The sequence below is a fragment of the Paenibacillus fonticola DSM 21315 genome (genome assembly GCF_000381905.1).
Lineage (GTDB): Bacteria > Bacillota > Bacilli > Paenibacillales > Paenibacillaceae > Fontibacillus > Fontibacillus fonticola.
This window is the reverse complement of the sequence record NZ_KB907259.1, coordinates 123,403-148,794: the sequence shown is the minus strand read 5'-3', so window position 1 is coordinate 148,794 and position 25,392 is coordinate 123,403. Positions and strand designations below refer to the sequence as shown.

23 protein-coding genes and 2 other annotated features are annotated in these 25,392 nt (G+C 49.4%); all 23 genes read right to left on the bottom strand.

The window, feature by feature from the left end; translation table 11 throughout:
* Nucleotides 1–165: 165 nt before the first annotated feature.
* Nucleotides 166–1,476 carry a GTPase ObgE gene (gene obgE, locus G358_RS0116240; RefSeq protein WP_019638296.1) on the bottom strand — a complete coding sequence of 437 codons (1,311 nt, stop codon included), beginning with the start codon at nucleotides 1,474–1,476 and terminating at the stop codon, nucleotides 166–168.
* A 13-nt stretch (nucleotides 1,477–1,489) separates the two neighbouring features.
* Complete coding sequence (locus tag G358_RS0116235; protein WP_019638295.1) at nucleotides 1,490–2,233, bottom strand: Spo0B domain-containing protein; 744 nt, start codon at nucleotides 2,231–2,233, stop codon at nucleotides 1,490–1,492.
* A 282-nt stretch (nucleotides 2,234–2,515) separates the two neighbouring features.
* Nucleotides 2,516–2,827, bottom strand: a complete 312-nt coding sequence (rpmA, locus tag G358_RS0116230) for a 50S ribosomal protein L27 (RefSeq protein ID WP_019638294.1) — start codon at nucleotides 2,825–2,827, stop codon at nucleotides 2,516–2,518.
* 1 nt (nucleotide 2,828) lies between these two features.
* Complete coding sequence (locus tag G358_RS0116225) at nucleotides 2,829–3,179, bottom strand: ribosomal-processing cysteine protease Prp (protein ID WP_019638293.1); 351 nt, start codon at nucleotides 3,177–3,179, stop codon at nucleotides 2,829–2,831.
* Nucleotides 3,180–3,193: 14 nt separating this feature from the next.
* Nucleotides 3,194–3,505, bottom strand: coding sequence for a 50S ribosomal protein L21 (rplU, locus tag G358_RS0116220; protein WP_019638292.1), 312 nt, complete (start codon nucleotides 3,503–3,505; stop codon nucleotides 3,194–3,196).
* A gap of 13 nt (nucleotides 3,506–3,518) precedes the next feature.
* Nucleotides 3,519–3,603 (bottom strand) — a sequence feature (ribosomal protein L21 leader region).
* A gap of 89 nt (nucleotides 3,604–3,692) precedes the next feature.
* Nucleotides 3,693–4,886, bottom strand: coding sequence for an Rne/Rng family ribonuclease (locus G358_RS0116215; RefSeq protein WP_019638291.1), 1,194 nt, complete (start codon nucleotides 4,884–4,886; stop codon nucleotides 3,693–3,695).
* A gap of 60 nt (nucleotides 4,887–4,946) precedes the next feature.
* Nucleotides 4,947–5,807 (bottom strand): M50 family metallopeptidase, encoded by an 861-nt coding sequence (locus G358_RS0116210; RefSeq protein WP_019638290.1) that lies wholly within the window; start codon nucleotides 5,805–5,807, stop codon nucleotides 4,947–4,949.
* Nucleotides 5,800–6,735, bottom strand: coding sequence for a M23 family metallopeptidase (locus tag G358_RS0116205; protein WP_019638289.1), 936 nt, complete (start codon nucleotides 6,733–6,735; stop codon nucleotides 5,800–5,802). Before G358_RS0116205 ends, G358_RS0116210 begins: the two co-directional genes overlap by 8 nt.
* Before the next feature lie 162 nt (nucleotides 6,736–6,897).
* The gene (locus G358_RS0116200; protein WP_026342302.1) at nucleotides 6,898–8,046 is read right to left on the bottom strand and encodes an FtsW/RodA/SpoVE family cell cycle protein; all 1,149 of its coding nucleotides are present in this window, start codon (nucleotides 8,044–8,046) and stop codon (nucleotides 6,898–6,900) included.
* Between the two features lie 6 nt (nucleotides 8,047–8,052).
* A complete protein-coding gene (gene minD / locus G358_RS0116195) occupies nucleotides 8,053–8,847 on the bottom strand; it encodes a septum site-determining protein MinD (protein WP_019638287.1) in 795 nt (264 codons plus the stop codon).
* 3 nt (nucleotides 8,848–8,850) lie between these two features.
* Entirely contained in the window at nucleotides 8,851–9,513 is a 663-nt protein-coding gene (minC, locus tag G358_RS0116190) for a septum site-determining protein MinC (RefSeq protein ID WP_019638286.1), read from the bottom strand.
* Nucleotides 9,514–9,590: 77 nt separating this feature from the next.
* Nucleotides 9,591–10,121, bottom strand: a complete 531-nt coding sequence (gene mreD / locus G358_RS0116185; protein ID WP_019638285.1) for a rod shape-determining protein MreD — start codon at nucleotides 10,119–10,121, stop codon at nucleotides 9,591–9,593.
* Complete coding sequence (mreC, locus tag G358_RS0116180; RefSeq protein ID WP_019638284.1) at nucleotides 10,121–10,996, bottom strand: rod shape-determining protein MreC; 876 nt, start codon at nucleotides 10,994–10,996, stop codon at nucleotides 10,121–10,123. Before mreC ends, mreD begins: the two co-directional genes overlap by 1 nt.
* Nucleotides 10,997–11,124: 128 nt before the next feature.
* Nucleotides 11,125–12,156: a rod shape-determining protein gene (locus tag G358_RS0116175; RefSeq protein ID WP_019638283.1), complete on the bottom strand. Its 1,032-nt coding sequence runs from the start codon at nucleotides 12,154–12,156 to the stop codon at nucleotides 11,125–11,127.
* A gap of 39 nt (nucleotides 12,157–12,195) precedes the next feature.
* The gene (radC, locus tag G358_RS0116170; RefSeq protein ID WP_019638282.1) at nucleotides 12,196–12,885 is read right to left on the bottom strand and encodes a RadC family protein; all 690 of its coding nucleotides are present in this window, start codon (nucleotides 12,883–12,885) and stop codon (nucleotides 12,196–12,198) included.
* Between the two features lie 145 nt (nucleotides 12,886–13,030).
* Nucleotides 13,031–13,642, bottom strand: coding sequence for a Maf family protein (locus G358_RS0116165; RefSeq protein ID WP_019638281.1), 612 nt, complete (start codon nucleotides 13,640–13,642; stop codon nucleotides 13,031–13,033).
* A 372-nt stretch (nucleotides 13,643–14,014) separates the two neighbouring features.
* The gene (locus G358_RS0116160; RefSeq protein WP_240480046.1) at nucleotides 14,015–15,079 is read right to left on the bottom strand and encodes an SPOR domain-containing protein; all 1,065 of its coding nucleotides are present in this window, start codon (nucleotides 15,077–15,079) and stop codon (nucleotides 14,015–14,017) included.
* Nucleotides 15,080–15,401: 322 nt separating this feature from the next.
* On the bottom strand, nucleotides 15,402–16,721 hold the full coding sequence (gene murC / locus G358_RS0116155) for a UDP-N-acetylmuramate--L-alanine ligase (RefSeq protein ID WP_019638279.1): 1,320 nt from the start codon (nucleotides 16,719–16,721) through the stop codon (nucleotides 15,402–15,404).
* A 59-nt stretch (nucleotides 16,722–16,780) separates the two neighbouring features.
* Nucleotides 16,781–18,157, bottom strand: coding sequence for a bifunctional folylpolyglutamate synthase/dihydrofolate synthase (locus G358_RS0116150; protein ID WP_019638278.1), 1,377 nt, complete (start codon nucleotides 18,155–18,157; stop codon nucleotides 16,781–16,783).
* 176 nt (nucleotides 18,158–18,333) lie between these two features.
* Nucleotides 18,334–21,009, bottom strand: a complete 2,676-nt coding sequence (locus G358_RS0116145) for a valine--tRNA ligase (protein WP_019638277.1) — start codon at nucleotides 21,007–21,009, stop codon at nucleotides 18,334–18,336.
* Nucleotides 21,010–21,091: 82 nt separating this feature from the next.
* Nucleotides 21,092–21,362 (bottom strand) — a binding site (T-box leader).
* An 88-nt stretch (nucleotides 21,363–21,450) separates the two neighbouring features.
* A complete protein-coding gene (locus G358_RS0116140) occupies nucleotides 21,451–22,851 on the bottom strand; it encodes a LysM peptidoglycan-binding domain-containing protein (protein ID WP_019638276.1) in 1,401 nt (466 codons plus the stop codon).
* 146 nt (nucleotides 22,852–22,997) lie between these two features.
* Nucleotides 22,998–23,861, bottom strand: a complete 864-nt coding sequence (locus G358_RS0116130; RefSeq protein ID WP_019638274.1) for an RluA family pseudouridine synthase — start codon at nucleotides 23,859–23,861, stop codon at nucleotides 22,998–23,000.
* A gap of 44 nt (nucleotides 23,862–23,905) precedes the next feature.
* Nucleotides 23,906–25,207: a glutamate-1-semialdehyde 2,1-aminomutase gene (hemL, locus tag G358_RS0116125; protein WP_019638273.1), complete on the bottom strand. Its 1,302-nt coding sequence runs from the start codon at nucleotides 25,205–25,207 to the stop codon at nucleotides 23,906–23,908.
* Nucleotides 25,208–25,392 lie beyond the last annotated feature (185 nt).

The window sequence follows — 25,392 nt, the reverse complement described above, 5'->3', positions numbered from 1 at the left end:
TTTTTTCATGCATCTATTCCATCCTGAGGAAATAAATCAGCCTAAGCTCCACCTCGTAAGCACTCATTGATGATGAAAGCCCTTCATCCATGGCTGTGCACCAGAAACAGCAAAGAGCCCCCGCAGGTGCTCTCCCACCCGCGGGTGCTCTTCCCATTGCAAGCTTTAATAGTAGCTGCTTCCTTCAACGAATTCAAATTCAAAATCACCGATTCGAACGATCGTTCCATCCTTCGCCCCGCGTTTGCGCAGTTCATCGTCCACGCCCATATGACGAAGCGTGCGAGCGAGTTTCAGAATCGCATCATGGGAATTCAATTGCATCCGCTTCATCATTTTTTCAATTTTGACACTCTCGACTACAAAATCCTCATTTTCTCGCCTAATGACGAAGTCTTGTTCCTCTTCCTTGGCCAGCTTATAAATTTTCCGCTCATTCAGATCGGTTACTTCGTCAATGACAGGAGCTTCCGGTATTTGATCCAGTAAATCCGCGGTGCGATAAAGCAATTCCTGAATGCCCTGACGGGTTAAGGATGAAATCGGCATAATTTCCAGGTCAGGTCGGACTTCCTTCACCTGCTTACGGAATTTTTCTAAATGCTCAGCCGCCTCTGGCATATCCATTTTGTTAGCTGCGACAATTTGCGGACGATTCTCGAGCTCAGCATTGTACAGCTTAAGCTCCTCGTTTATTTTCAGCCAGTCATCAAAAGGATCTCTGCCCTCCGATCCGGCCATATCCACTACGTGAATAATGACTCGTGTACGCTCAACATGACGTAGGAACTCATGTCCCAAACCTACTCCTTCATGGGCTCCCTCTATTAATCCCGGCAGATCAGCCATAACGAAACTGCGCCCTTCGCTTACATCCACGACGCCGAGGTTTGGGGTAATCGTAGTGAAATGGTATGCTCCGATTTTTGGCTGAGCCGCCGAAACGACTGACAGCAGCGTGGATTTGCCTACGCTCGGAAATCCGACCAAACCTACATCAGCCATCACCTTCAGCTCAAGTACAATCCAGCGCTCCTGTCCTTCTTCTCCGTGCTCGGCCAGCTCAGGGGCTGGATTGCTCGGCGTGGCAAAACGGACGTTACCGCGCCCTCCGCGTCCGCCTCTGGCTACGACAATCTGCTGCCCATGTCTTGTCAAATCCGCCAGCACCTCCTGCGTATCATCATCGATGATAACCGTCCCAGGCGGAATCCGTACAATCATATTGTCCGCATTGGCGCCATGCTGGCTCTTATTTCGCCCCTTCACGCCGCGCTCTGCCTTAAAGTGCCGCTGATAACGAAAATCCATCAGCGTTCGCAGACCTTCGTCAACGCGGAAGATGACATCTCCGCCCTTACCGCCATCTCCGCCCGCAGGACCGCCTTCCGGGACGTATTTCTCGCGCCGGAAAGCTACGATGCCGTCGCCGCCGTCACCGCCTTTAACGTATACTTTCGCTTTATCTATAAACATGCGTTCACCCTCTTTATAAATTTCCGCATAACATTCGTAGTCTAACAGAGGACATTTGAGGATCTACCTGCTCGGCACGAACTTGTTTCCCCGATACAATTTCATTGACCCGCTCCAATAACATTTTCACATTGCAGGCAGTTCCATCCTGATCAAATCTGATGAGCACCTCGTTCTCTTCAAGGCAAAAGGACAGCTTAAGCTGCAGCATCTCGCCCCAAGAGGAGCGGCCAGCAAATTGAAACGCGCGAATCGTGGCAACAATCACTTCGGTTAGCTGCTCAGCATCCTCGGCGGACAACAGCTTGCCAAGCTCCACGTCACCTTCGATATCTACTGCAAGCTGAACAGAGCAATTCACTTCGCGAAAGGATTGCAAATAAAAAACTAACGCCGGGATGCCCAGTCGAGAAATTTTACTCTCCACGGCCATCCTTTCTTTTATTCTGTCCACACAGCTGACCAGTTTATCAACTTTGCCCAATTGGATGTATCCGTACAATATTTGCAGGTCGTTCATCCAATCATGCCGATGGTGACCAAGTGTAGCGGTTGCCGTCCTTTGAACGGATTCAAGCAGCTGTTTGCGCTCATTAGCCGCCTGTTCTTTCACATACTTGACATATCCCCACAACACGGCCAGCAGACATACGCATAACACAACATACCATACTGTCGATTCAACGAAGTATAATATCACTAACATAGCGAACATAAGCGTTCCGGCAATGACCGGCACTGTGAACCGATGTTTCATGACTTTCCCCGTTCCTCTTACAATTTGGACAAGCCTGACCTATTAACATCTTTACCCAGTATATCACAATCCTTGTCCCCGCAAGGAATTAAAGTACATTTTCACAACAATAATTACCAGAAATAAAACGACTGAAAGGAGTTGAGCGCTGAAATTGTTTTACTCATCTCAGCTGTAATCAATTTGCTTGTACTTCCCAGGTTTTCCGTGAAAATATCTCTAAAAAAGCCCCCGGCACAAGTGCCGAGGGCTTCAAGTCACGCTCTATGGCAGCAAAGCTTCTTAAGCTTCGACTGCAGCCGCTACAGGAGCGACTTCTACAGGGTAGACGCTCACTTTCTTGCGATCACGACCCCAACGTTCGAATTTAACGACGCCGTCAACTTTTGCAAACAGCGTGTCATCTTTACCGATTCCCACATTGGTACCTGGATGAATTTTCGTTCCGCGTTGGCGAACGAGAATACTTCCGCCTGTTACAGTCTGGCCATCAGCACGCTTCACGCCAAGGCGTTTAGCGATACTGTCACGACCGTTCTTCGTGGAACCAACACCCTTCTTGGATGCAAACAACTGGAGATCCAATTTCAACATTCTAGTCTACCTCCTTCTTCGAAATAATAACATCGTGTATTTGAATATACTTCCCGTATGACATTTCGATACTCTGCAGCATAACGACCATAGAAGCGAGAAGAAGCTGTACCTGCTCATACGCCTTCGGCTGGACGACAGCGGGAAGACTCGCATTCAGAAATCCGTTCTTCATCTTGGAGTCCATGACGATCCCCGTCAGCGATTCGACGGAATTCACTGTACCTACGGTAACAGCGGATACCCCGGCGCAGACAATGTCCTCGCCTGCCTTGGCAAAATAAGCATGCCCCTTCACTTCAAAGCCATGTATGCCTTGATCCTCATAACGCAATATGGAGACGTTAATCAAAGTACGTCACCTGCTTACGCTTGAATTTTCTCGATGGTCACTTTCGTATATGGTTGACGATGACCTTGTTTCTTGTGGTAGTTCTTCTTAGGTTTGTATTTGTAAACGACAATCTTGCGGCCTTTGCCGTGTCGTTCAACTTTCGCTGTAACACTAGCGCCGGATACTACAGGAGTTCCCGCTACCAAACCATCACCTTTGAATACTGCCAATACACGGTCGAACGTCACGCTTGCGCCGTCCTCTGCGTCCAATTTCTCGATGTAAAGCACATCGCCTTCTTGAACACGGTATTGTTTACCGCCAGTTTCGATAATTGCGTACATTTGCTTGCACCTCCTCATGTCTCAGACTCGCCTAATTCAGGTGCGCCGTCATCAATACGGCGATCTTGTTAACCCGATCGGAGCGGTTACAGCATGCGCACAAGACATACTCATGACACATACCCTAATATAATATCATGGAGGTTACATAAAATCAATTTTATTTTCCTCCTGACAATTTCCATTATTACTGGATGCTCTGAGTAGCCGTCTCCTCGCGAAGTCTCTTCCGTGTCATTTCAAGCAGACCGAGCCGAGTCCAGCCGAGAATATGATGCTGGGTCCGGTCGCTTTGCATGCAGCTGTGAAGCTTGTCCAATACCGCATCACGATGTTCGTCCCGATCCATATCGATGAAGTCGATAATAATAATGCCGCCCGTATCCCGCAGTCGAATTAATCTGGCCATTTCAGCCGCAGCCTCCAAATTCGTTTGGAACACCGTTTCTTCGAGAGAACTGCCGCCTATATACTTTCCTGTATTGACATCAATTACGGTTAGCGCTTCAGTCTGATCCCAGACCAGGTACCCTCCGCCCGGCAGCCATACCTTTCTTTGAAAGTCCCTCTCCAGCTGGTGCTGCACACCGTAATATTCAAATAAGGGAATTTCCTTATCATGCGTTTTGATCGGCTGCGGACCGCCTGGCAGCATCAGCTCAAGAAATGATGCCGCTTCCTCGGCCCGCTCGGAGCAGTCCATAATAATCTCGTCTGTTCCAGGACTGTATACATCCCTCATTAATCTTTGGACCATGCTCAAATCCTGATGCAGCAGTGCCGGTGCGATGCTATCGCTGCCCTTCTCCACTATGGCTGCCCATTGCTTGCGCAGCAGCGATAAATCATTGGCAATGGCATCGCGTTCCTCAAGCTCGGCTACCGTGCGTAAAATCAGGCCTTCTTCCTCATGGCGCAATTCTTCCCCAATCTCTTTTAAACGCTGCCTTTTGTCTTCTTCCCCAATTTTTTTGGAAACAGCCACATAAGCTGCTGAAGGCATATAGACGAGCCAACGGCCCGGGAGAGAGTAATGCGTCGTAATTCTAGGCCCTTTATTGCCAATCGCATCCTTGACCACTTGCACGATAATCTCTTGCCCCGGCTGAAGAAGCTCGGTAATCGGCGGCTTGACTTTCGGCTGCCGCTCCAAATGGGGATGCAGAACATCATCAATATATAAGAAAGCATTCTTCCTCTGGCCAATATCTACAAATGCAGCCTGCATGCCAGGCAGTACATTAACTACACGTCCTTTAAAAAAACTGCCAACAAGCCCTCTTGCCTGACAACGCTCTGCGGCAAACTCCACCAGCCTGCCGTCCTCCTGAAGCGCCATTTCGGTAGAGCCGGGTTTGCAGTGAACAATCATCCGTTTCATGATCTCACCCTTTGTCTACGTTTCTGCCAAAATTGCTATTTAATGATTATATCACGGCTATTACCTGTGCCACAGGCCACCTTTGAAAAAGGAATGAATTACCTTTTGCTCCGGCACGACCGCCATAATGCTTCCCTGCTCGTTCATCACATAAATAAAATGGTATTTTTCCCTTTTAAATAGACGCAAAATATCGTCCAAAGGTTGCACCTTATCCGCGACGATCGGCTGCGCCAAACTGCCATGCAGTAGATGGCGGGGAAAAGAACGCTCCCTGTTCATAAGAAAACGCATAAAGCGGTAAGGAATATTCCGGTAATCTACAAAATTAGAATAAAGCAGAAACAGGCCGACCAGCAGCATGTTTAACTGGATTACTCCATTTGGATACAAAAGCGGCGTCAGCGCGTACCCAACCACAAGCATGCTGAATAACAGGCTTAATCGCAGCGACCACACTAATGCCGCATGATAGGGCAGTAGGATGCTGCACCAGGACTGAAAGATCTTCCCTCCATCCAGCGGCAGTACAGGAAGCAGATTGAACAGGGCGATGAGCAGGTTGCCTTGAATGAAATAATCAAAGAAGGGCCCGTCCCAGAGTCCGCAAGCATGAAGCAGCCACGAGCAGCCAATGAGCAGCACATTTTGAAGCGGCCCTGCAAGGGCAATCAACATTTCCCGTCCTGCATTCAAAAATACGGTGTCCTCCATCACAGCTACGCCGCCAAAAGGCAGCATTTGAACCGAGATAACATTCACACCAAACCACCGGGCTGCGATAATGTGCCCCCATTCATGGATAAAGACGATCGCAAACAGCGTGATCAGTTCCAGAAAGTGTCCAGTAACGACGGAAGCTAACATGACAATGACGAAAAAAGGATGAAAGGATATTGCGATCCCCTTAAACCTAATCAAATGGAATCACATCCGCCGGATCTATGTACTGCTCATCCTTTTTTAAGGCAAAATAAAGAGCGGGCACACCCTGGTCCGCAACGGCTGGAAGCTTGCCGATCAACTCCCCGTTTTCCACCCAGTCCCCCTTCTCGATGAAAAACTGTTCCAAATGACCATATATGGATACATATCCGCTGGCATGCTGGATCACAACCGTCTTCCCGGTCAAGGCGTCATCGCCGGCACTAAGCACCCGGCCCGTTTCTACGCTTTTAACCTGCAGGCCTTCACTCGAATCACCCGCAGGCACAATATTCACCCCTTTCAGGCTAAGCGCAAAAGAACCGGCGATGCGGCCATCCAGAGGAACGCTGAAGTTAATGGCATTATCAACCTTCACTCCTTTCTCTGCGCTTTGCCTGAATATCGGAATAAAAGTAGGAGCCCCGCCAAAATGACGTTTATACCAGTCCTCCGCTGCTCCAAAATCCATTTCATAAGTTAACGAACGAGCTACAAATAGGCGAACCGGGCCGGACCAGGAAGGCTCGTACCGGTTAATGGCCCATAAGCTGCTGAATATAAGCACACTGATGATTAAGCGAATAAAAAACATACGCCAAAAAGAAGAACGCTTCCCGCCTGTAAATGCAGGGCTGTCCTGTTCTCCAAACGGAGAAGGGTCCTTCCAGCGTCCCTGTCCCAGCTTCCACATTAACTCGGGATCCCGCTCATATTCTTCTGAATTTCTGGGAGGAGAGGCACTTGCTTGGCCTTCACGCCCTTCAAGGCGGGACGTATAATCCCGCACTGCATTCAACGGGATTGTATCGCTGCTTTCTTGCTGCAATTGTAGGGAGGATCTCGCAGAGTTTCCCCCTTCTTGCGAGACCAGCTGCTTGATGCGCTCTTCTCTCCGCCTTTTCACATTCGATTTCACGTCCATTCTTCTCATTCCTCCCGCTAACATCAAACGCTTCTAAGCAAGCACAACCATCGTTTAAATAAGACATGTTGTACTTAGTTTATGAGCGGCAGGACTGGAATATGAACAAGCAAGGAAGGCCGGGACAATCAAAGAAAACCAGCGCCCTTTTGAGCACTGGTTCTATTCTACTTCATATTTCTCCTGATGCAGCTTAATGCTGAACACCAGTCCTATACACAGCATATTGAGCAGCAGGGATGTCCCGCCATAGCTAATAAACGGCAAAGTAATGCCCGTAATCGGCATCAGGCCGATCATCATGCCTACATTCTCAAATACTTGGAACAGAAACATCGCCGCAATGCCAACTATAATATATGCTCCTCGCTTATCGATACATCGGAGCGCAATTTGAATCATCCTGTAGATAAACAAAAAGTACAGCAGCATCAGTAAAGAGGAGCCTGCAAATCCGAATTCTTCTCCGACCACAACAAAGATCGAATCCGAGTAGGGATATGGAACAAAACGTTTGTTCTTCAGCTCTCCCTGCATGTAGCCATCCCCCAGCAATCCCCCGGAACCAATAGCTATTTTAGCATAGTTGGATTGGTGCTTTTCATCATTCGACGCCTCGTCCGGGTTAATGAATGTATTGATCCGCTGGTACCAGTGCAGCTTCCCCTTCTCCCCCAAATAATCGTGAATCTGCTGATTGTACACATTAAACAGCGTAACGAACACAATCAGGAAAGCGACGAGCGCTGTCAGGCCAATCAAAACGTGACTGTACTTAGTATTGCCAATCCAAAGCATGGCGCACAATACGATTAGATAAATAATCGCATTGCCTAAGTCCGGCTGGATCAGTACCAGCACAAAAGGAAGGAGGGTAACCGCCGTAACCGGAATAATATCGCGCCGAAACCTTAGCGGCCGGCCTTCCCGTTTCCCGAGCAAATAAGCGGTAGTTAAGATCAATATAATTTTAACCAGCTCGGCAGGCTGGAACAGAAGCCCCCCGGGCAGCTTAAACCAGCTGCGCGCGCCGTTAATTTCCGGAGTCAATAAAAAGACAAGAACGAGCAGTAAACAGCCCGTTCCGTAAATATACCAGCTATAGCGAAGTAACGTACGGTAGTCGACTAACGCCATCCCAAATACAACAGCAAAGCCAAGCGCGTAGAATAGTAATGTCTTCAAATCATAATTTTTGAAATCCGGTGCGAAAGGAGCAATTGCACTGCGTACGAGCAAAGTGCTCATAATCATAAAGCCGGCCAGGATGGCAACCATAAGCCAATCCACTTTTTTTAATTTGAAAAACAACAAGGATCAACCCATTCCGAAAAACTTCTTAAAGCGTTTAAACATCCCTTTCTTCTGATCGAGCAGCATCAATGGAACGGTATCCCCCAATATGCGGCGGGCGATATTGCGGTAAGCGATCGCCGCCTTGGAATCTGGATTCATGACGGTCGGCTCCCCGCTGTTCGCCGCTTTAATGACCAGCTCGTCATCCGGAACGACTCCGATAAGGTCAATATTCAGCACCTGTAATATGCCCTCGATATCTAGCATGCTTCCCGATTTCACCATATCTACTTTAATCCGGTTTACAACAAGTTTTGGCGAGCTGATATGCGAGCTCTCCAGCAAACCGATAATACGGTCAGCATCCCGTACGGCAGCGTGCTCCGGCGTCGTAACAACGATAGCCTGATCCGCTCCGGCCACAGCATTCTTGAAGCCCTGCTCAATGCCGGCAGGACAATCAATGATAACATATTCATATTCCTTCTTTAGCTCAAGAATAATATCTTTGACCTGCTCCGAGGTTAGGGCATTTTTATCTTTCGTCTGTGCAGCCGGCAGCATATACAGCTCATCGAACCGCTTATCCTTTACCAGCGCCTGATTCAGGCGGCAGCGCCCTTCGGCCACATCGATCAAATCGTAAATAATCCGGTTTTCCAGTCCCATCACGACATCTAAATTACGCAATCCGATGTCCGTATCAACGAGACATACCTTCTTGCCAAGCAGCGCCAGAGCCGTACCTATATTCGCAGATGTTGTCGTCTTGCCGACACCACCTTTGCCCGAAGTGACAACGATAGCTTCTCCCATAGTTTACACCCCTTTGAACACGTTAAAGTCCGGACGCACCCGGGTTATGTTCGTTATTTTATCAATTTGCATTTGCCCGTCCCGTAAAAAAGCAAACTCCATGCTGCTTTCCCGATGCTCCCATTCATCAGGCGGGCGACTGTAGATTTCCGCAATGCGCAGCTGCGTCGGTGATAAATAAGATGCGGCAATGATCGCCTCCTGCTTCCCCTCTGCACCGGCATGGGCCATCCCCCGCAAAGCCCCCAGAATAAATATGTCTCCACTGCATGAGATTGTTCCTCCTGGGTTGACGTCTCCAAGAAACAGCAGATTGCCATCATGATGAAGGACTTGGCCGGAACGGACAATCCCGCTGATTGTCGTCAGCTTGTCTTTCTGCGGCTGATCAGCTTCCGCCAGCGGTGCCTCAACTGAACGGATCAGTAAATTGCCCTTTTGCTTCAATATATCAAGGATCATTTCCTTTTGATCTTCGGTCACTATTCGCTTGCCCAGTTTAACATCAATATGAATAATCGGACCTGTCAGGATATTCTGATGGCTATGCTCTACCTTATATCGAAGTTCATCAAGAAGATTTTGCAAATCACACTCATCATCAAGCAGGAAAACCAGGCCATCCTTGATGCCCTTGATCGTAACGTAGTTAGATTTTACTGTCATAAGCCTGTCCCTCCCTCCTATTCAATTCGTGCAGAAGAGCAGAAGTTCCTGCTTCCTTAAAGGAAATGCACGAAAAGTCAGGATTGGCTGCTGGAGGATCGCTGTTTCGTAATCAGCTCCAGCTGGCGCCGAAGCGGTACGTAAATGGCCAGGGCAAATGCAAAGTTAACGAACACCGTTGGAAAAATATAATTTACGAGAGCCCAGGTGTACGGTTCATGCGTCAGCTCGAACAAAGAGTACGTTCCGAACAAGATGGAGTCCAGCAGCAGGCTGCCGATAACGACAACGATCATCATAAGCGGAAGCGGGGCTCTCGGCGAACGGAAGACGAGACCGAGCAAATAGCTGGATAACCCCATGGCAAAGGAATAGGCCCCGATCATTGCGCCGTAAAACACCACATCCTGCAATAAACCGAAAATCAGTCCAAGCACGAGTCCGCTATGCCGATTATCATACACAGTAACAAACAGGATGGCGACATATGCCAGATGGGGAACGATCCGCATTTGCCAGGAATCGGGAATAATCCAAGGGACAACCGTTCCCTCGATAATAAATAATAAGAACAGCAGCAGAATCAACACATATTTACGTTTCCGCACTACTCCAGAACCTCCGGTGTATACACCACAATTAGAGATTTCAAGTCCGAGAAGCTGGCCGTCGGCTCAATAAAAGCTGTATAAGTCATCCCGTATTCCCCAACCTGAATGTCTTTCACCTTACCGATTACCACGCCGCGTGGAAAGGCCCCGCCAACACCTGAGGAGACGATCGTGTCGTCAATCGCCAGCGAGGATGAATCTTCGATCTTGTTCATAAGAAACATTCCCTTGTTGTGGTCAAATGTCTCAACGATACCGAACACTTGATTCTCTTTCCCTAAAGCCGTCGCCGAAATTCCATTGGAATTTGGGTCCTTCGCATCCATCGTAGTTAAGAGCTTAACGGTTGACGTAAAGTTGCTGACCCGGCTGACCGTGCCTACCAATCCATCTATCGACATGACAGCGTAGCCGACCTTCACACCGTCGTTGCTCCCCAAATTCATCTTGATTGTCCGGTTGATCGGATCGTTATTGACGCTAACCACCTGGGCAATCTTGTACGTATAGTTGTATTGGTTTTTTTGCGCTTCCGTAAAATGAGACAGCTCCTGCAGCTCGATATATTCTTGTTCAATCCAGTTTAGTCTGGCCTTATCCCGCGTATAGTGGGAGAGCGCAATTTTGAGCGCCTCATTTTCTTCCTGCAGCGAACGCAAATTGGATACGTCCTCGATCAGCCCTGCGACATAAGATGTAGGTTTATAAAAAATGGACTGCACAAAGCCGACCGTATCTTTCAAAAACTTTTCCGGCCAAGATAAATTCAAACGCGGTCCAAGCGTAAAACCCATCACTGCGATAAATAAAATGAGCCCCATTAACAAAATAAACAGTCTTTTGTTGCCAAGCAGCTTAAACAGTTTAAGCACCCTCCAACCTTACAATTTCTCCTCTCCGCTACACCTCTGTATTCACAGAAAAAACGGCATAGCCGTCCATTTCAGGACGGCGCCGGTTTATCGTTAATAGTGCATGCTCTTCCTTGCTATCCTAAGCATTAGCGTTTACGAAGAGCTGAACTGCTTCTCGATTTGAACAAATGAATATTGTCGAGCGCTCTGCCTGTACCAATGGCCACACAATCAAGCGGGTGTTCCGCTACGATTACCGGCATTCCCGTCTCTTTAGCCAGAAGCTTATCGAGATTGCGAAGCAGCGCTCCGCCACCAGTCAATACAATGCCGCGATCCATAATGTCAGCGGCCAGTTCAGGAGGACACTTCTCCAATGTTACCTTCACCGCCTCAACAATAGCGTTAACCGTATCGCCGAGTGCCTCGGTAATTTCATCCGATGTAATCGAAATCGTCTTAGGCAAGCCGGTAACGAGATCGCGTCCGCGGATTTCCATCGTTTCAACCTGCTCCAAAGCGAGGGCCGACCCAATGTCCATCTTAAGCTGCTCCGACGTTCTCTCACCGATCATCAAATTATACTGGCGCTTAATATATTGAATGATGGATTCATCCATATCATCACCGGCCACTCTCGCTGATTTACTGGTCACAATCCCTCCGAGAGATATAACGGCAACTTCTGTCGTACCGCCGCCGATATCCACAACCATGCTGCCGGTCGGCTCCCATACTGGAAGATCAGCTCCGATGGCCGCTGCAAAAGGCTCTTCAATGGTATAGGCTTCACGGGCTCCTGCCTGCTTCGTCGCATCCTCAACCGCGCGCTGTTCTACAGCCGTAATTCCGGAAGGGACGCACACCATCACATTCGGGTGACGCTGGAACAACGAACGCTGCTTCTGTGCCTGGCGGATAAAGTATTTTATCATAGTCGCCGTCGTGTCGAAGTCAGCGATAACGCCATCCTTCATCGGACGAATCGCGCGGATATTCCCCGGCGTTCTCCCAATCATTTTCTTGGCAGACTCTCCGACTGCCACAATGCTTTTGTTATCTGTATTCATAGCGACGACTGACGGTTCTCTTACGATGATCCCCTTGCCACGAATGTACACCAACGTATTCGCCGTCCCCAAATCAATCCCTAAGTCTTTTGTGAAACCACCTAACATGCTGTAATCTTCCTTTCCTTCTGTATCTGGTCTATTATATTACATCAAGCCTTGCTCCTTCAAACTTATGAATTCCCCGTCCCCGATCACGATGTGGTCCAGTACATCAATTCCGACGATTTCCCCAGCTTCGCACAAGCGCTCCGTCATGCGAATATCTTCAGGACTTGGCGTCGGATCGCCGCTTGGATGGTTATGGGCGCATACGACGGACGCACTGCTGCATTTTATCGCCGCGCGAAACACCTCTCGCGGATGGACGATCGAGGAATTCAAACTTCCGATGGAAAGCGTCTCCTGAGCAATGATATGATTTTTCGTATTTAAAAATAAACAGACAAAATGTTCCTTCTGCAAATAGCGAAGCTGCTCCATCAGAATACCCGCAGCATCGCGTGGACTGCGAATAACAGGAGCTTCCGGCAATCGCGCTCTGGCAAGCCTTTGCCCTAGCTCAATTCCTGCCTTGAGCTGTACCGCTTTGGCCGGGCCGATTCCCTTCATTTCCATAAGCTCGTCCATGCTAATATCTATAAGATTGCGGATCCCACCCGTCCCGCTCAATACGCGCTGAGCCAAATGAATGGCCGATTCGTCACGGGTGCCCGTCCGAAACAGAATAGCTAGCAGTTCGGCATTGCTGAGCGATCCAGCCCCATATTGGATCATGCGCTCTCTCGGGCGCTCCTCATACGGCATGTCACGCAACAAGTATTGCGATGTATCCATTTATATCCCTCGCTTCCGAATAATTGGCGTTAGTCCGGCATTCCGGACGCAGCAGCAAAATTCTTTGCGGAAGGATATGCTTTACCTCTTCCTTTTCTTTAACAACGAACATATGAAGTTTTTTGTTACAAGTTTCGGTTTCGGCTTACTTCAATATTTCGACCCCGAAATGGCCGAGCATTTCACTTAACAAGGACAGCGGCATTCCAACGACGTTGAAGTAGCAGCCTTCAATGCCGGTTACAAATATCGAGCCCAAGCCTTGTATGGCGTACGCTCCCGCCTTATCCAGACCTTCGCCGGTTCGGGCATAGGCAGCGATTTCCTGCTCCGTTAAAGCTCTCATTGTAACCAGAGTTAAGCGGTAATCAACTTCCGATCTTCCGGTTATTCCGTCAATGCAGGCGACAGCAGTATACACACTGTGGCTTCGGCCCTGCAAGGAACGAAGCATTGATGCTGCTTCCGCTTGATCCTTAGGTTTGCCCAATACTTGTCCGTCGCGAACGACAATGGTATCGCTGCCTACGATAACAGCATTTATCGACGCCCCAGGAAGGGAAGCCACTACCGCCTTCGCCTTGCGCAGCGCCAGCTCCATAACGATTTGCTCCGGCGTCCAATGGGAAGGCGTAGACTCGTCGGCATCACTTGGAATAACTTCAAACGGAATATGTAGAGAAGCCAGCAGTTCCCGTCTGCGCGGCGATGTAGATGCCAGCACAACCAGTCTCGATGATGAAGCTTTGAATTCCAAGATGCAAACTCTCCTTTAGTTTCGATCGTTCAGAATCAAACGGCCAAGCGTCATTGCTCGACACTGCCCGATATGGTGCATCATTACTCGGCATTGTCACCATCATACTCGATATTACTAGTCATTTCTTGTGTCGATTCTTGTCTCGTTTCTGGTGTCGCTACTTGTGTCACTACTCATCAATACTTGTCATTAATTGTTACTACTCATCATTTACTTGTCATTTGAGCGAAGGCACCTTCCCGGGTGTCGACCTCGCCATTTTTTTACACTTTGACCTTTCATCATTATAAGGTTAATTGACCACCAATACAAACATAAAAAAGGCAGGGGGAACTATTTCCAATTCCCTGCCTCTAACGTAAATCTCTTCTATGTCCCGGTAACGATTTTCTGTTCAGCCAATATGAATCGCATCATTTCATTTTGCACTTCCCAGAGCATCGACTGTTCTCCCTTTCGGTTGAACTCCTCCATCGCTTCAACGGCGCTGTTCATCGCCTTTTCCATTTCCCTCGCTACGGTCTCAGCTTCTGACGGCAGCATCCCTCGAATCGCAGCAGCGCTTTTGGTCCAAAGCTGATGGCTTTCCAGCAATTGGCCGATTTCCTCCGTACTCTGCCGTGAGGGGACCGAATCGCCAAGCAGAGAAGCAGAGGAAGCGCTGAGCATGTATGCCAGATCGGCACTTTGTGCCAAATACTGCTGGAGCGAAGCGACATCCCCGCTGTATTGAATTGCGGCTGTTTCCGGGAGGGTAATTTCATGCAAAATAAGGTGGACTCCGTTAGTCTTAAGCCGGCCGCTTAACAGTTTTGCTTCTTCGCGATCAGGTGATACGCCCGCATACACCCGTTTCTCATCTACCGTATCCCGGGCAGCAGCTAGACCTGATGAGCGCAATTGCTCCTGTGCCAGCTGGACGCCTTCCGCTGTACTAAACACGCCGTATTGGAGAAAATGATAACTTTGCGATGGCAGGACAACATGCACTAAAGGCGCTTGTTCCTCAATCGCAATGCTGCCTAGCACGGGAACATCCGCAGCTTCTCCGGCGGCGTTATGTTTTGGTACGCCAATTCCCGGGATAGGGACCGTGATCTCCTGATTGAACATCGATAGGACTACAAATCCAAATAGAGCTCCTGTCATAATCGCGCCGGTCAGTGAGCCGGCAACCTTCCACCAGGAGGTGGTCGTCTTGCGGTAATAATACTCTTTGCCGTCCAATTCCTCATTCCCCGGAAAAACTGACATTTCCGTTCCGGTATGATCTGTAAACGGATCACCATAGTAATCCGATGTCTCCACTGCCCGATAAACCACCTTATTGACATCAGAAGGCAGGGGGGCCTCCTTTCGGTCAGATCCTGCTCCTTTATTACGGCTTTCACGCTCTTGCTCATCGAACCGGAATGTCATCTTGGCCTTGTTCACGATCCGCACGCTCCTTGTCCTCTCTTCTACCATACAATATGTGCAAGCATGCAATTATAGACCAGTCCAAATGAACGAGGCCTTACATTTCAAGAGAACTCCGGGCAGGCTGCTTAACGATCCGGAAGACACTGCCTTTTTCCGGTGGGGAGGGCACTGCTTTCCCGGACGCAGCTTCCTTTTTTTAATGAAGTGAAGGCCATGCGATGAGATAGAGGTAAAAAAAGACCGAGCAGGGATTTATCAATCACCCTTAGCTCGGTCTTTACTGCTCGCTTCACTTTGATTAGTTGTTTTCAACTGCTTTTCATTACCCCAAAAACTATGACAGGCTCTTGGCAAGCTCATGTCCCACCTTCCAAATATCCCCGGCCCCCATTGTAAGAACGAGATCGCCGGACTGCAGCCGTCCCTGTAAATCCGCAATAACGTCCTGCTTCGTCGGAAGGTATCTTGCCCCTGCATTGCTGTTCAGTTTAATCAGTTCCACCAGCTTCGAGGAGCTTACGCCCTCGATTTGCTTCTCCCCGGCCGGCGAATATATATCCGTAATGATCACTTCATCGGCCTCGCTAAACGCCCGGCTAAAAGCATCCAAAAGGAAATAGGTCCGCGAATAGCGCTGTGGCTGAAATACGGCGATAATTTTTTTCCCTGTGGCCTTGGCTGCAGTAATCGTCGCTTCAATTTCGGTCGGATGGTGAGCGTAATCATCAATGATCAGAATGCCCTGCTCCTCCCCGAGCACCTGGAAACGCCGTTTGGCGCCATGGAAATGCTGAATGGCTTCAGCTATATCAGCAAACGGAATTCCTGCTTCCAGACAAACGATGACTGTGGCCATGGCATTGTAGACGTTGTGCTTTCCTGGAACGGAGAGCTTGATTTGCCCTAACGGATGCCCGCCCTGCTTCATCGTAAACACGACCTTGCGATCGCCGAGTTGAATATGATCAGCCATATAGTCACAGGATGTATCAATGCCATAGGTCACGATCTGACAAGCTAAACTCGGCAGCAAATCCCGAACGTTCCGGTCATCGCCGCAAACAACTGCTTTGCCATCCGGCTTAATTTGATTCAAAAATTGCACATAGGCATCCTTCAGCCGTCCGAAATCCCCGCCATAGTTCTCAAGGTGATCTGCTTCAATATTGGTAACGATCCCTAGTGAAGGATGATACTGTAAAAAAGAGCCGTCGCTTTCATCCGCTTCGGCAACGACGCATTTTCCCTTGCCCGCTTTGGCGTTCGTGCCGATATCCATAATTTCTCCGCCGATGATATAAGTCGGTTCTGTTCCACACTGCTCCATTACAAGAGCAATCATTGACGATGTTGTCGTTTTGCCGTGCGCTCCGGCGACAGCAACGCCTGTACGCTCATTCAACAGCCTAGCAAGCATCTGAGAACGATGGAGAACGGGAATTCCCAGTTCTTCCGCTTTAACCCGCTCTACATTATCTTTTGGCAGCGCGGTCGAGTATACGACTATATCAGCCCCGTGAACCTGCTCAGCGGTATGTCCGATGTAAATTTTGGCCCCTTTTGCCGCCAGCTTCTCCGTCAATTCCTGAGAAGCAACGTCCGACCCGGTTACGGTGTAGCCCATTTCAAGCATAACGCGGGCAATAGCGCTCATTCCATAGCCACCGATCCCGATAAAATGTACATGTTGTTCTGTTGAGTTTATCAATATGGTCACCAGCCTTTTTCAGAATCGGTATGATGCAAAAGGGTTGCCCGGACGTCAGAAATCATATACAACGTACCTGTAACCACCCCAAGATCCTCCCGTTCCGTCCGTGACTGCAAAAGCGCCAAAGCACTCTTCCAATCGCGTTCCACAATAACTTCCAGATCCGGTTTCGCTGCATGAGGCCGCATTTCATTGATGAGATGATACAGCGCATCCGCATCCATCTTTTTGTGAATATCGGGCTCGGTCAGAATAAGCGTATCCACTATAGGTAATATATGCTCCAAGTATTCGCGATGATGCTTGTTGGCCAACATCCCCATCATCAAAATCAGCTTACGATAGCTAAATGCTTCCGGAAGGCTGCTAACAAGCGCTGCCGCGCCCTCAGGATTATGGGCACCGTCCAATACGATGCGCGGCTGCTCTGATACCTGCTCCAGCCGCCCTGCCCAAAAAGTCTGCTTGAAGCCGGCGTGAACGTGCTCATCCTCCATAACAAAAGCCATGTATTGGCGGAGTACTTCAAGCACCATCATCGTACCGGACGCATTTGTGCATTGATGCTCTCCTAGCATCGACAGCTCAATATCTATCTCGCGAAACGGTCCCTTGAACCGGATGCGCTGGGTCCCCCCGCTGAATGGCTTGCGCTCGTAATCAAATTGCTCACCGAGCAAATACAGCGTCGAACCTTTCGCTGCGGCGGTTTCTTTCAAGACAGCTGCTGCGGAAGGCTGGCTGACGCAGCTGACAACCGGTACGCCCGGCTTGATGATGCCTGCTTTCTCCCGGGCGATGTCTTCAAGGGAATCCCCCAGAATATCCGTATGATCCATCCCAACATTCGTTATAAGCGACACAATTGGAGTGACCAGGTTCGTTACATCCATTCTGCCCCCGAGCCCTGTCTCCCATACTATAACATCGGGGTAACAAACTTCCGCAAAATATAGAATCGCGAGCGCTGTACTGACTTCAAACATTGTCGGCGATCCCAGTTCACTTGCCGCAACTTCTCTCACGACAGGAGAAATCCGGTTGGCCAAGCTTAGTAATGTATCCTCCGGAATGTCCTTTCCATTAAATTGGAATCGGTTTGTAAATTTCGTGATGTAAGGGGAAGTAAACATTCCTACATCATACCCGCATTCCCGAAGCGTTGAACTTAAAAAAGCACAGGACGACCCTTTGCCATTCGTGCCTGCGACATGGATAAATTTAAGTCTCCGCTGCGGATTTCCGAAATATTCCATCATCGCTACAATGCGGTCTAAGCCCGGACGGATTCCAAACGGTATTAAGCTATTAATCCATTCTGCCGCATCTTTATAACTTGTAAACGGCAGTGGATGTTCTTCTGAAAGATTAACCCCCATGTCATATTCACCTTCACTAAATATTTAAATTCCTTTTCCCAGTTCACAAGTTAAAACATACCTTCATCAAACTATTTCTGTGACTAAGCTGCGGTTATGAAATGTTGGTTCAAATAAGGAAACGTACAGCAAGAGCTGGTGGATTGCGTTTAGCTCCTGCTGTACAAATGACAAGCTTAACCCTTTAATTCGGCGATCCGCGCCAGCACTTTATCGCGCTTGCTGGAGTAGTCAGCCATTTTGGCCTGCTCTTCCTCGATAACTTTCGCAGGGGCCTTTGCGACAAAGCCTTCATTCGCCAGCTTCTTCTCGACACGCTCAACCTCTTTATTCAAGTGTGCGAGTTCCTTCTCAAGCCGGGCGATCTCCTGGCTGATATCGATTAGGCCAGCAAGCGGCAAATACAGCTCGGCTCCTGTCACCACGGCCGTCATCGCCTTTTCCGGCACCGCTGCATTCAATGAAGCTTCATATTGTGAAGTATTACAGAAACGACGAATATAGTGACTGTTACGTTCCACTATTTCAAGCAGTTCCGCAGAAGCCGGCTTCACAATCAACTCAATTTGCTTACTCATCGGAACGTTCACTTCAGCCCGAATATTTCTTACTGAACGAATCATATCGATCAGCAAATTCATTTCACGGACAGCATCCGGCGCTTCCAGGGCAGGCTCGTATTGCGGCCACTCTGCTAGTGAAATCGTATCGCCGCGATGCGGCAAATGCTGCCATATTTCCTCGGAAATAAACGGCATAAAAGGATGAATCAAACGCAAGGTCCGGTCAAGCACATAGGCCAATACGGACTGCGTATTTTTTTTAGCAATTGGATCCTCGCCGTAGAATGACAGCTTAGCAAATTCAATATACCAGTCGCAAAGATCGTCCCAAATGAAGTTGTAAAGCTCCCGGCCGGTCTCCCCGAATTCATAAGCATCAATCAGACGGGTAATATTACGCGCCGTCTCATTGAAACGATGGAGTATCCAGCGGTCAGAAGTCGACAAATCTCCGCTGATATCAATATCGTTAAATGTAACACCTTCCAGATTCATTAAAGCAAACCTGGATGCGTTCCAAATTTTATTTGCGAAGTTGCGGGCTTGCTCTACACGCTCCCAGCGGAATCGGAGATCCTGGCCAGGCGTACTGCTTGTAGAGATCATATAACGCATAGCGTCCGCACCATATTTCTCAATAACTTCTAGCGGGTCAACGCCATTGCCACGAGACTTGGACATTTTCTCCCCTTCACTGTCCCGAACGAGTCCATGAATTAAGACATCTTTGAACGGAATTTCTCCCGTAAATTCGAGCGCGGTAAAGATCATGCGCGCTACCCAGAAATAAATTATGTCGTATCCCGTCACAAGAACGTCCGTCGGGAAGAAGCGTTTGAAATCCTCGCTTTCCTCATCCGGCCAGCCCAGCGTGGAAAATGGCCACAAGGCAGAGCTGAACCAAGTGTCAAGCACGTCATTGTCCTGCACAAGCGCATTCCCGCCGCATTTAGCGCAAGTATCGACTGCTTCCCTGGCTACATGCAGTTCGCCGCATGACTCACAGTACCAGGCCGGAATGCGATGCCCCCACCATAGCTGACGGGAAATACACCAATCGCGGACATTTTCAATCCAGTGCAAGTAAATTTTCTCGAAGCGTTCCGGAACGAAGTGTACCCCTTTGCCTGATTTCTGAGCCTCAATCGCCGCTTCCGCCAGCGGTTTCATCTTCACGAACCATTGCGTCGACAAGTACGGCTCCACGACTGCACCCGAACGCTCGCTATGGCCGACTTGATGAACATGATCCTCGATTTCGGTCAGAACGCCCTGCTCCTGCAAGTCCTTGACGATCTGCTTGCGGCATTCACTGCGGTCCATGCCCTGGTATTTACCGGCTGCCTCATTCATCTTTCCGCTCTCATCCATAACGGTAATTTGAGGCAAGTCATGGCGAAGCCCTACTTCAAAGTCATTTGGATCATGGGCAGGCGTAATTTTCACCGCCCCGCTGCCAAATTCCTTGTCAACATAATCATCGGCAATAATCGGGATTTCCCGGTTCACAATAGGCAGCAGCAGCGATTGACCGATCAGATGGCGATATCTCTCATCCTCGGGGTGAACAGCAACAGCTGTATCGCCTAGCATCGTCTCCGGCCTCGTCGTCGCTACCGTAATAAATCCGCTGCCATCCTTAAGCGGATATTTCAGATGATACAAATGGCCATTTACCTCTTTATATTCAACTTCAATATCCGATAGTGCTGTTCGGGCCGCGGGATCCCAGTTAATAATATATTTTCCGCGGTAAATCAAGCCCTTCTCGTACAGCTTGACGAACACTTCGCGAACTGCCTTGGATAAACCTTCATCCAAAGTAAACCGCTCGCGGGAATAGTCGAGAGAGAAGCCCATCTTCGCCCATTGGTCGCGGATCGTTCCAGCATAATGCTCTTTCCATTCCCATACCTTTTCTAGAAATTTCTCACGACCGAGGTCATAGCGAGATAATCCCTCTTCACGTAGTGTCTGCTCCACTCTTGTCTGCGTGGCAATTCCAGCATGGTCAGAGCCTGGAAGCCACAAAGCGTCATAACCCTGCATCCGTTTCGTCCGGATGAGAATATCTTGCAACGTGAAATCGAGCGCATGCCCAATATGAAGCATGCCTGTTACATTCGGCGGTGGAATGACAATGGTATAAGGCTTCGCATCAGGTCTTTGACCCGCTTTAAAAAAGCCCCCCTCCATCCAATAGCGATACCATTTCTGTTCTGCAGCCTTGGGATCATACGTTGTCGGCATATTAGCCGATGAATGCTCGTGCTCGTGGATCTCTGACATTAATTTCAACCTCCGTTACAATTCAGCATTGCCTTAGCGTAATCAGGATAGTCTTGCTTAAAAATACAAAAAGCCCCTCGTCTCAAAGGACGAAAGGCTTTACTTTCGCGGTACCACCTTTGTTTTGCGGGTTTGTTCAGCCGATCCCTGTACGGAATCATTTGTTGGAAACTCGCAACACTCATGCAGGTAACGGCTGCAACCGGCCAGCTCTAACAACTATGTAATACATAATTGCTCAAACAGGCGACTCCCGGGTGACTTCGGCCAGCTGCATCCTGCGGAATCTTCCAGCGTTGCAATCCCGCTCTCTGAAGGGCTCACTGCCTACTCTTCCCGTTCGATGTCTTTTCACACCAATAATTTAAGTTGATCTATATTATCATAGCGTGAAAGTACCATGGAGTCAATACGGAGTATGCCTTCGCTGCTCTTCTGTCATCAGGGGATATACAACACTTGACCTTCCGCCAAGCTATGCTCGGCTAGCCGATTATACAACTGGAGCTCCCGAATGCTAAGATTATACCGCTCGGCGATCTCTTCCAGCGTCTCTTCACGCTGAACAATCACCATGCGGATTTTTCGGAAAGGGCTCTGATCTTCATCGCGGCCGATGAATAGATTTTTCCAGCGGATTTCCTCTTCCTCGCTTCTTTCTTGCTCGGCAGCGGAGTGCGCATTTTCCTCCTCTGACTGCAGCTCACTTTCTGAATCTTTATTAGGCCTTTGCGTAGACAGGAGTTTGCTTATTCCATATTCTTCATTGAGCTCTGCAGCATCATTTTTTTTGCTGTTTAAAGCAATTTTCAGTTCTTTCTTCTCCTCGGGCTGAGGGCGGATTTCCGTTTCCGAATCCTCTTCCAGGCTATTATTCGCCAGTACTGCCGTCTCGACGCTATTCTCCTGTTCGTCTGCAATCTCTGCGGAAGCAGGTTCGTCATTCATTAATATTTCCTGATGAGCTTCTTCTCTAAACCATACATTGCTGTCTTCTTGCGGAGCAAGCTCCGGCTCTCTCGTTACTTCGCTTAAGTATGAGGATGCAGGCTCCTTGTCCGTCCAAAGCGCAGGAGACGACAGTGACGAATCCTCTGTCCAGGACTGCATCTCTTGTTCCTGCAGCTCCTGCTGTTCCTGCTCCCGCTCTTGTTCATCGTTCAGCTGCTGTAATCCCTCAGTTTGTGTTGAACCTTGCTGATCGGCCCCGTCCTCTCTGTAATCAAACGCCATCGACGGGGGAAACTCGTGCCATTCCTGTTGATATGCGGACAATTGCAGTTCTTGATCAAAGGGGGAAGAGGATTCATTTGTTGCATTTGTTGCATTTGTTGCATTTACCGAATCGGTCGCATGGATAGCTTGAGTCGCATCGTTCATATTGCTCGCATGAGTCTCAACACTCTGATGCTGTGTATCCTGAAACGATTCATGCGCGGCAGTAAATTCACTGTTTCTCCACTCGTCACTCTCCGCTGTCAGCGATGTCGTCTCAACACCCTGCAATGACAGAACGCCGGTAATGTTCAAGCTGCGGGCGCTAAGCAAATCCACGTCAAAATTCTCAATTTCAACGGCGATGTCCTCCAGCTTGTTTACCCGGCTAAGCGGAATTGTAATTTCTACAGGAATCCAGTGCTCGAGTTCACGACTCTCCCCTTGTCCGCGGTAAAGTCCCGACAGCAGCAAATGCCCGCGAAGCGCGGCATACTCCTCACCTGGGATAACCTGGATTTTAGGGAGCAGCTCTATCTCCTCCAGTTCCTCAATGCCTACTACATCGTCCGATAAATGTACACGTTCATAAATATCAAACCGCAGACCGTAGGATTGATCAGCCAAAAATGATACCTCCTTTCAGCATCTCCAAACATGATTTTGAATCCCATGAAATGCATGGCCCCAAATCATCGCTCGTTTTATTTATATGCTTGAAAAAGGAGTGCATGCCTGCTTTTTCCCGGATCTGCAGGTCCTTCATGGCAGCTTTACTTGCGCTGGAGCTGTTCGCGAAGCCGATCCCAGTTTGGAGGCCAAGGGTCCGACACCCGCAAGCTCTCTCCTGTCAAAGGATGTGTGAAGGTCAAGCTTTCGCCATGGAGAGCCTGATGGGGAAGCAGCTTAGTGCTTCCCCCATACAGTGCGTCCCCTATTAACGGATGTCCGGCATGGCTGAGATGGACGCGAATTTGGTGCGTACGCCCGGTCCCAAGCGTAAGCCGAACGAGGCTAGCGGCCGGATACGCCTCCAGCAGCTCAACATGCGTCACCGCAGGCTGACCCGATGGCGATACACGCCGCCGCGAATTATGATGGCGATCTTTACCGATTGGCTGATCGATTACATGAAGCGAAGGACTGATCACGCCTTGTACGAGCGCGACGTAGACCCGGCCGATTTCCTTGCGCGCCATCGCCGCATTCAACTTTAGCTGGGCATAGCCGTTTTTGGCATAAAGAACCGGGCCGGACGTAAATTCATCCAGCCTGTGTATATGCTCGGGCGCAACTGGCTCGCCGCGTTCCGAGTACATCGCCGCGACCATATTCGCTAAGGTCGGCGAACAGCCGTGTCCATCGGGATGGACCTTGATGCCTACGGGTTTATGTACGACAAGGCAGAAATCATCCTCAAAAAGTATCGTTAAAGGCTCCTTTGGCGCTAACGGCTCATACTGTGAAGTCTTTGGCGGGAACAGCCGTAAACGCAGCCGGTCCCCAGCCAGTTTAATTCCGTCCTCGGCTATGAGGGATCGCTGCAGCTTGGCCGGAAGGCCTAGTGTGCCTTCCAGCCAGGCCAAGACCGCCGCAAAGCGGTCCCCCCCTTCCAGCGGCGGAAGTTTGCCGGGCATAAGCTCCAGCCATTCCCCCCGCCTTTGCCCGGAAATAGGCGGACTCACAATTTTTGCAGCGCCAGCCGGTGCGCCTCAATCGTAGCATCAATATCTTCCTCGGTGTGTACGCCGGATACAAACATGCCTTCGAACTGAGATGGAGCGATACTGATTCCTTCCTTGACGAGTGCAGCAAAATAGCGGCGGAAAAGATCCAGATCACTGTTCTTAGCCGTGTCATAGTTTACTACCTGCTCATTCGTAAAGAATGGGCATACCATGGAACCTACACGATTGATCACGCTTGGAATTCCCGCTTCCTTCGCATTGGCTTCCAGGCCTGCCTGAAGTTTGGCGGAGAGCCGCTCCAGCCGATCGTAAACTTCCGGGGTCAGCAGGGACAACGTGGTAAATCCAGCCGTCATCGCAAGCGGGTTGCCGCTTAATGTACCGGCCTGATAAATCGGTCCGGACGGAGCGATCTGCTCCATAATTTCGCGTTTACCGCCATATGCCCCGACCGGAAGCCCGCCGCCGATCACTTTACCAAGACAGGTTAAATCCGGAGTAACCCCATACAGTCCTTGAGCGCAGTTTAAGTGGACCCGGAAGCCGGTCATCACTTCGTCAAAAATAAGCAAGCTGCCGTATTGCGTCGTAATGCGGCGCAAGCCTTCCAAGAAGCCAGGCTGCGGCGGGACGACACCCATATTGCCCGCTACCGGCTCAACAATAACGCCGGCGATTTCCTCGCCAAAACGTTCAAAAGCAAGCTGCACCGATTCAAGATCGTTGTAAGGAACCGTAACCGTGTTTGCCGCAACGCCTTCGGGAACGCCCGGGCTGTCTGGAAGCCCCAGCGTAGCCACACCGGAGCCGGCTTTAATAAGCAAGCTGTCGGCGTGGCCATGATATGAGCCTTCGAATTTAATAATTTTGTTGCGTCCTGTATAACCGCGCGCAAGACGAATCGCACTCATCGTAGCCTCCGTACCGGAATTGACCATCCGTACGATTTCAATAGAGGGTACGCGTTCCACGACGAGCTGTGCCATTTTCGTCTCAAGCAAGGTCGGCGCCCCGAAGCTCGTGCCTTTTGCAGCCGTTTCCTGCAGTGTTTTAACTACCTCTGGATGAGCATGTCCCATAATTAACGGGCCCCATGATCCAACATAATCGATGTAGCTGTTGCCATCGATATCATAAACATGCGAACCAATCCCATGGTCGATATAAATCGGCGTTAGCCCGACGGATTTAAAAGCACGAACTGGACTGTTCACTCCGCCTGGCAGCACTTTTTTCGCCGCTTCAAATGCTTGATGGGACCGCTCCTCACTCTTCCGTCCGATAGTTGTACTCATTGACGTCACACTCCCTGCTTCATCATTGATTTATGCAATAATCCCCATTGTCTTCCTTATAGCTTGCTTTCACTTCCGGCTTGCCGACCGCTTGCCGACCGCTTGCCTATCGCTCGTCTACCGCCTACCGGTCGAATACCTACCACTTACTTGCCGTTTGCCTGTTCAATGCCTCCAGTTGAATA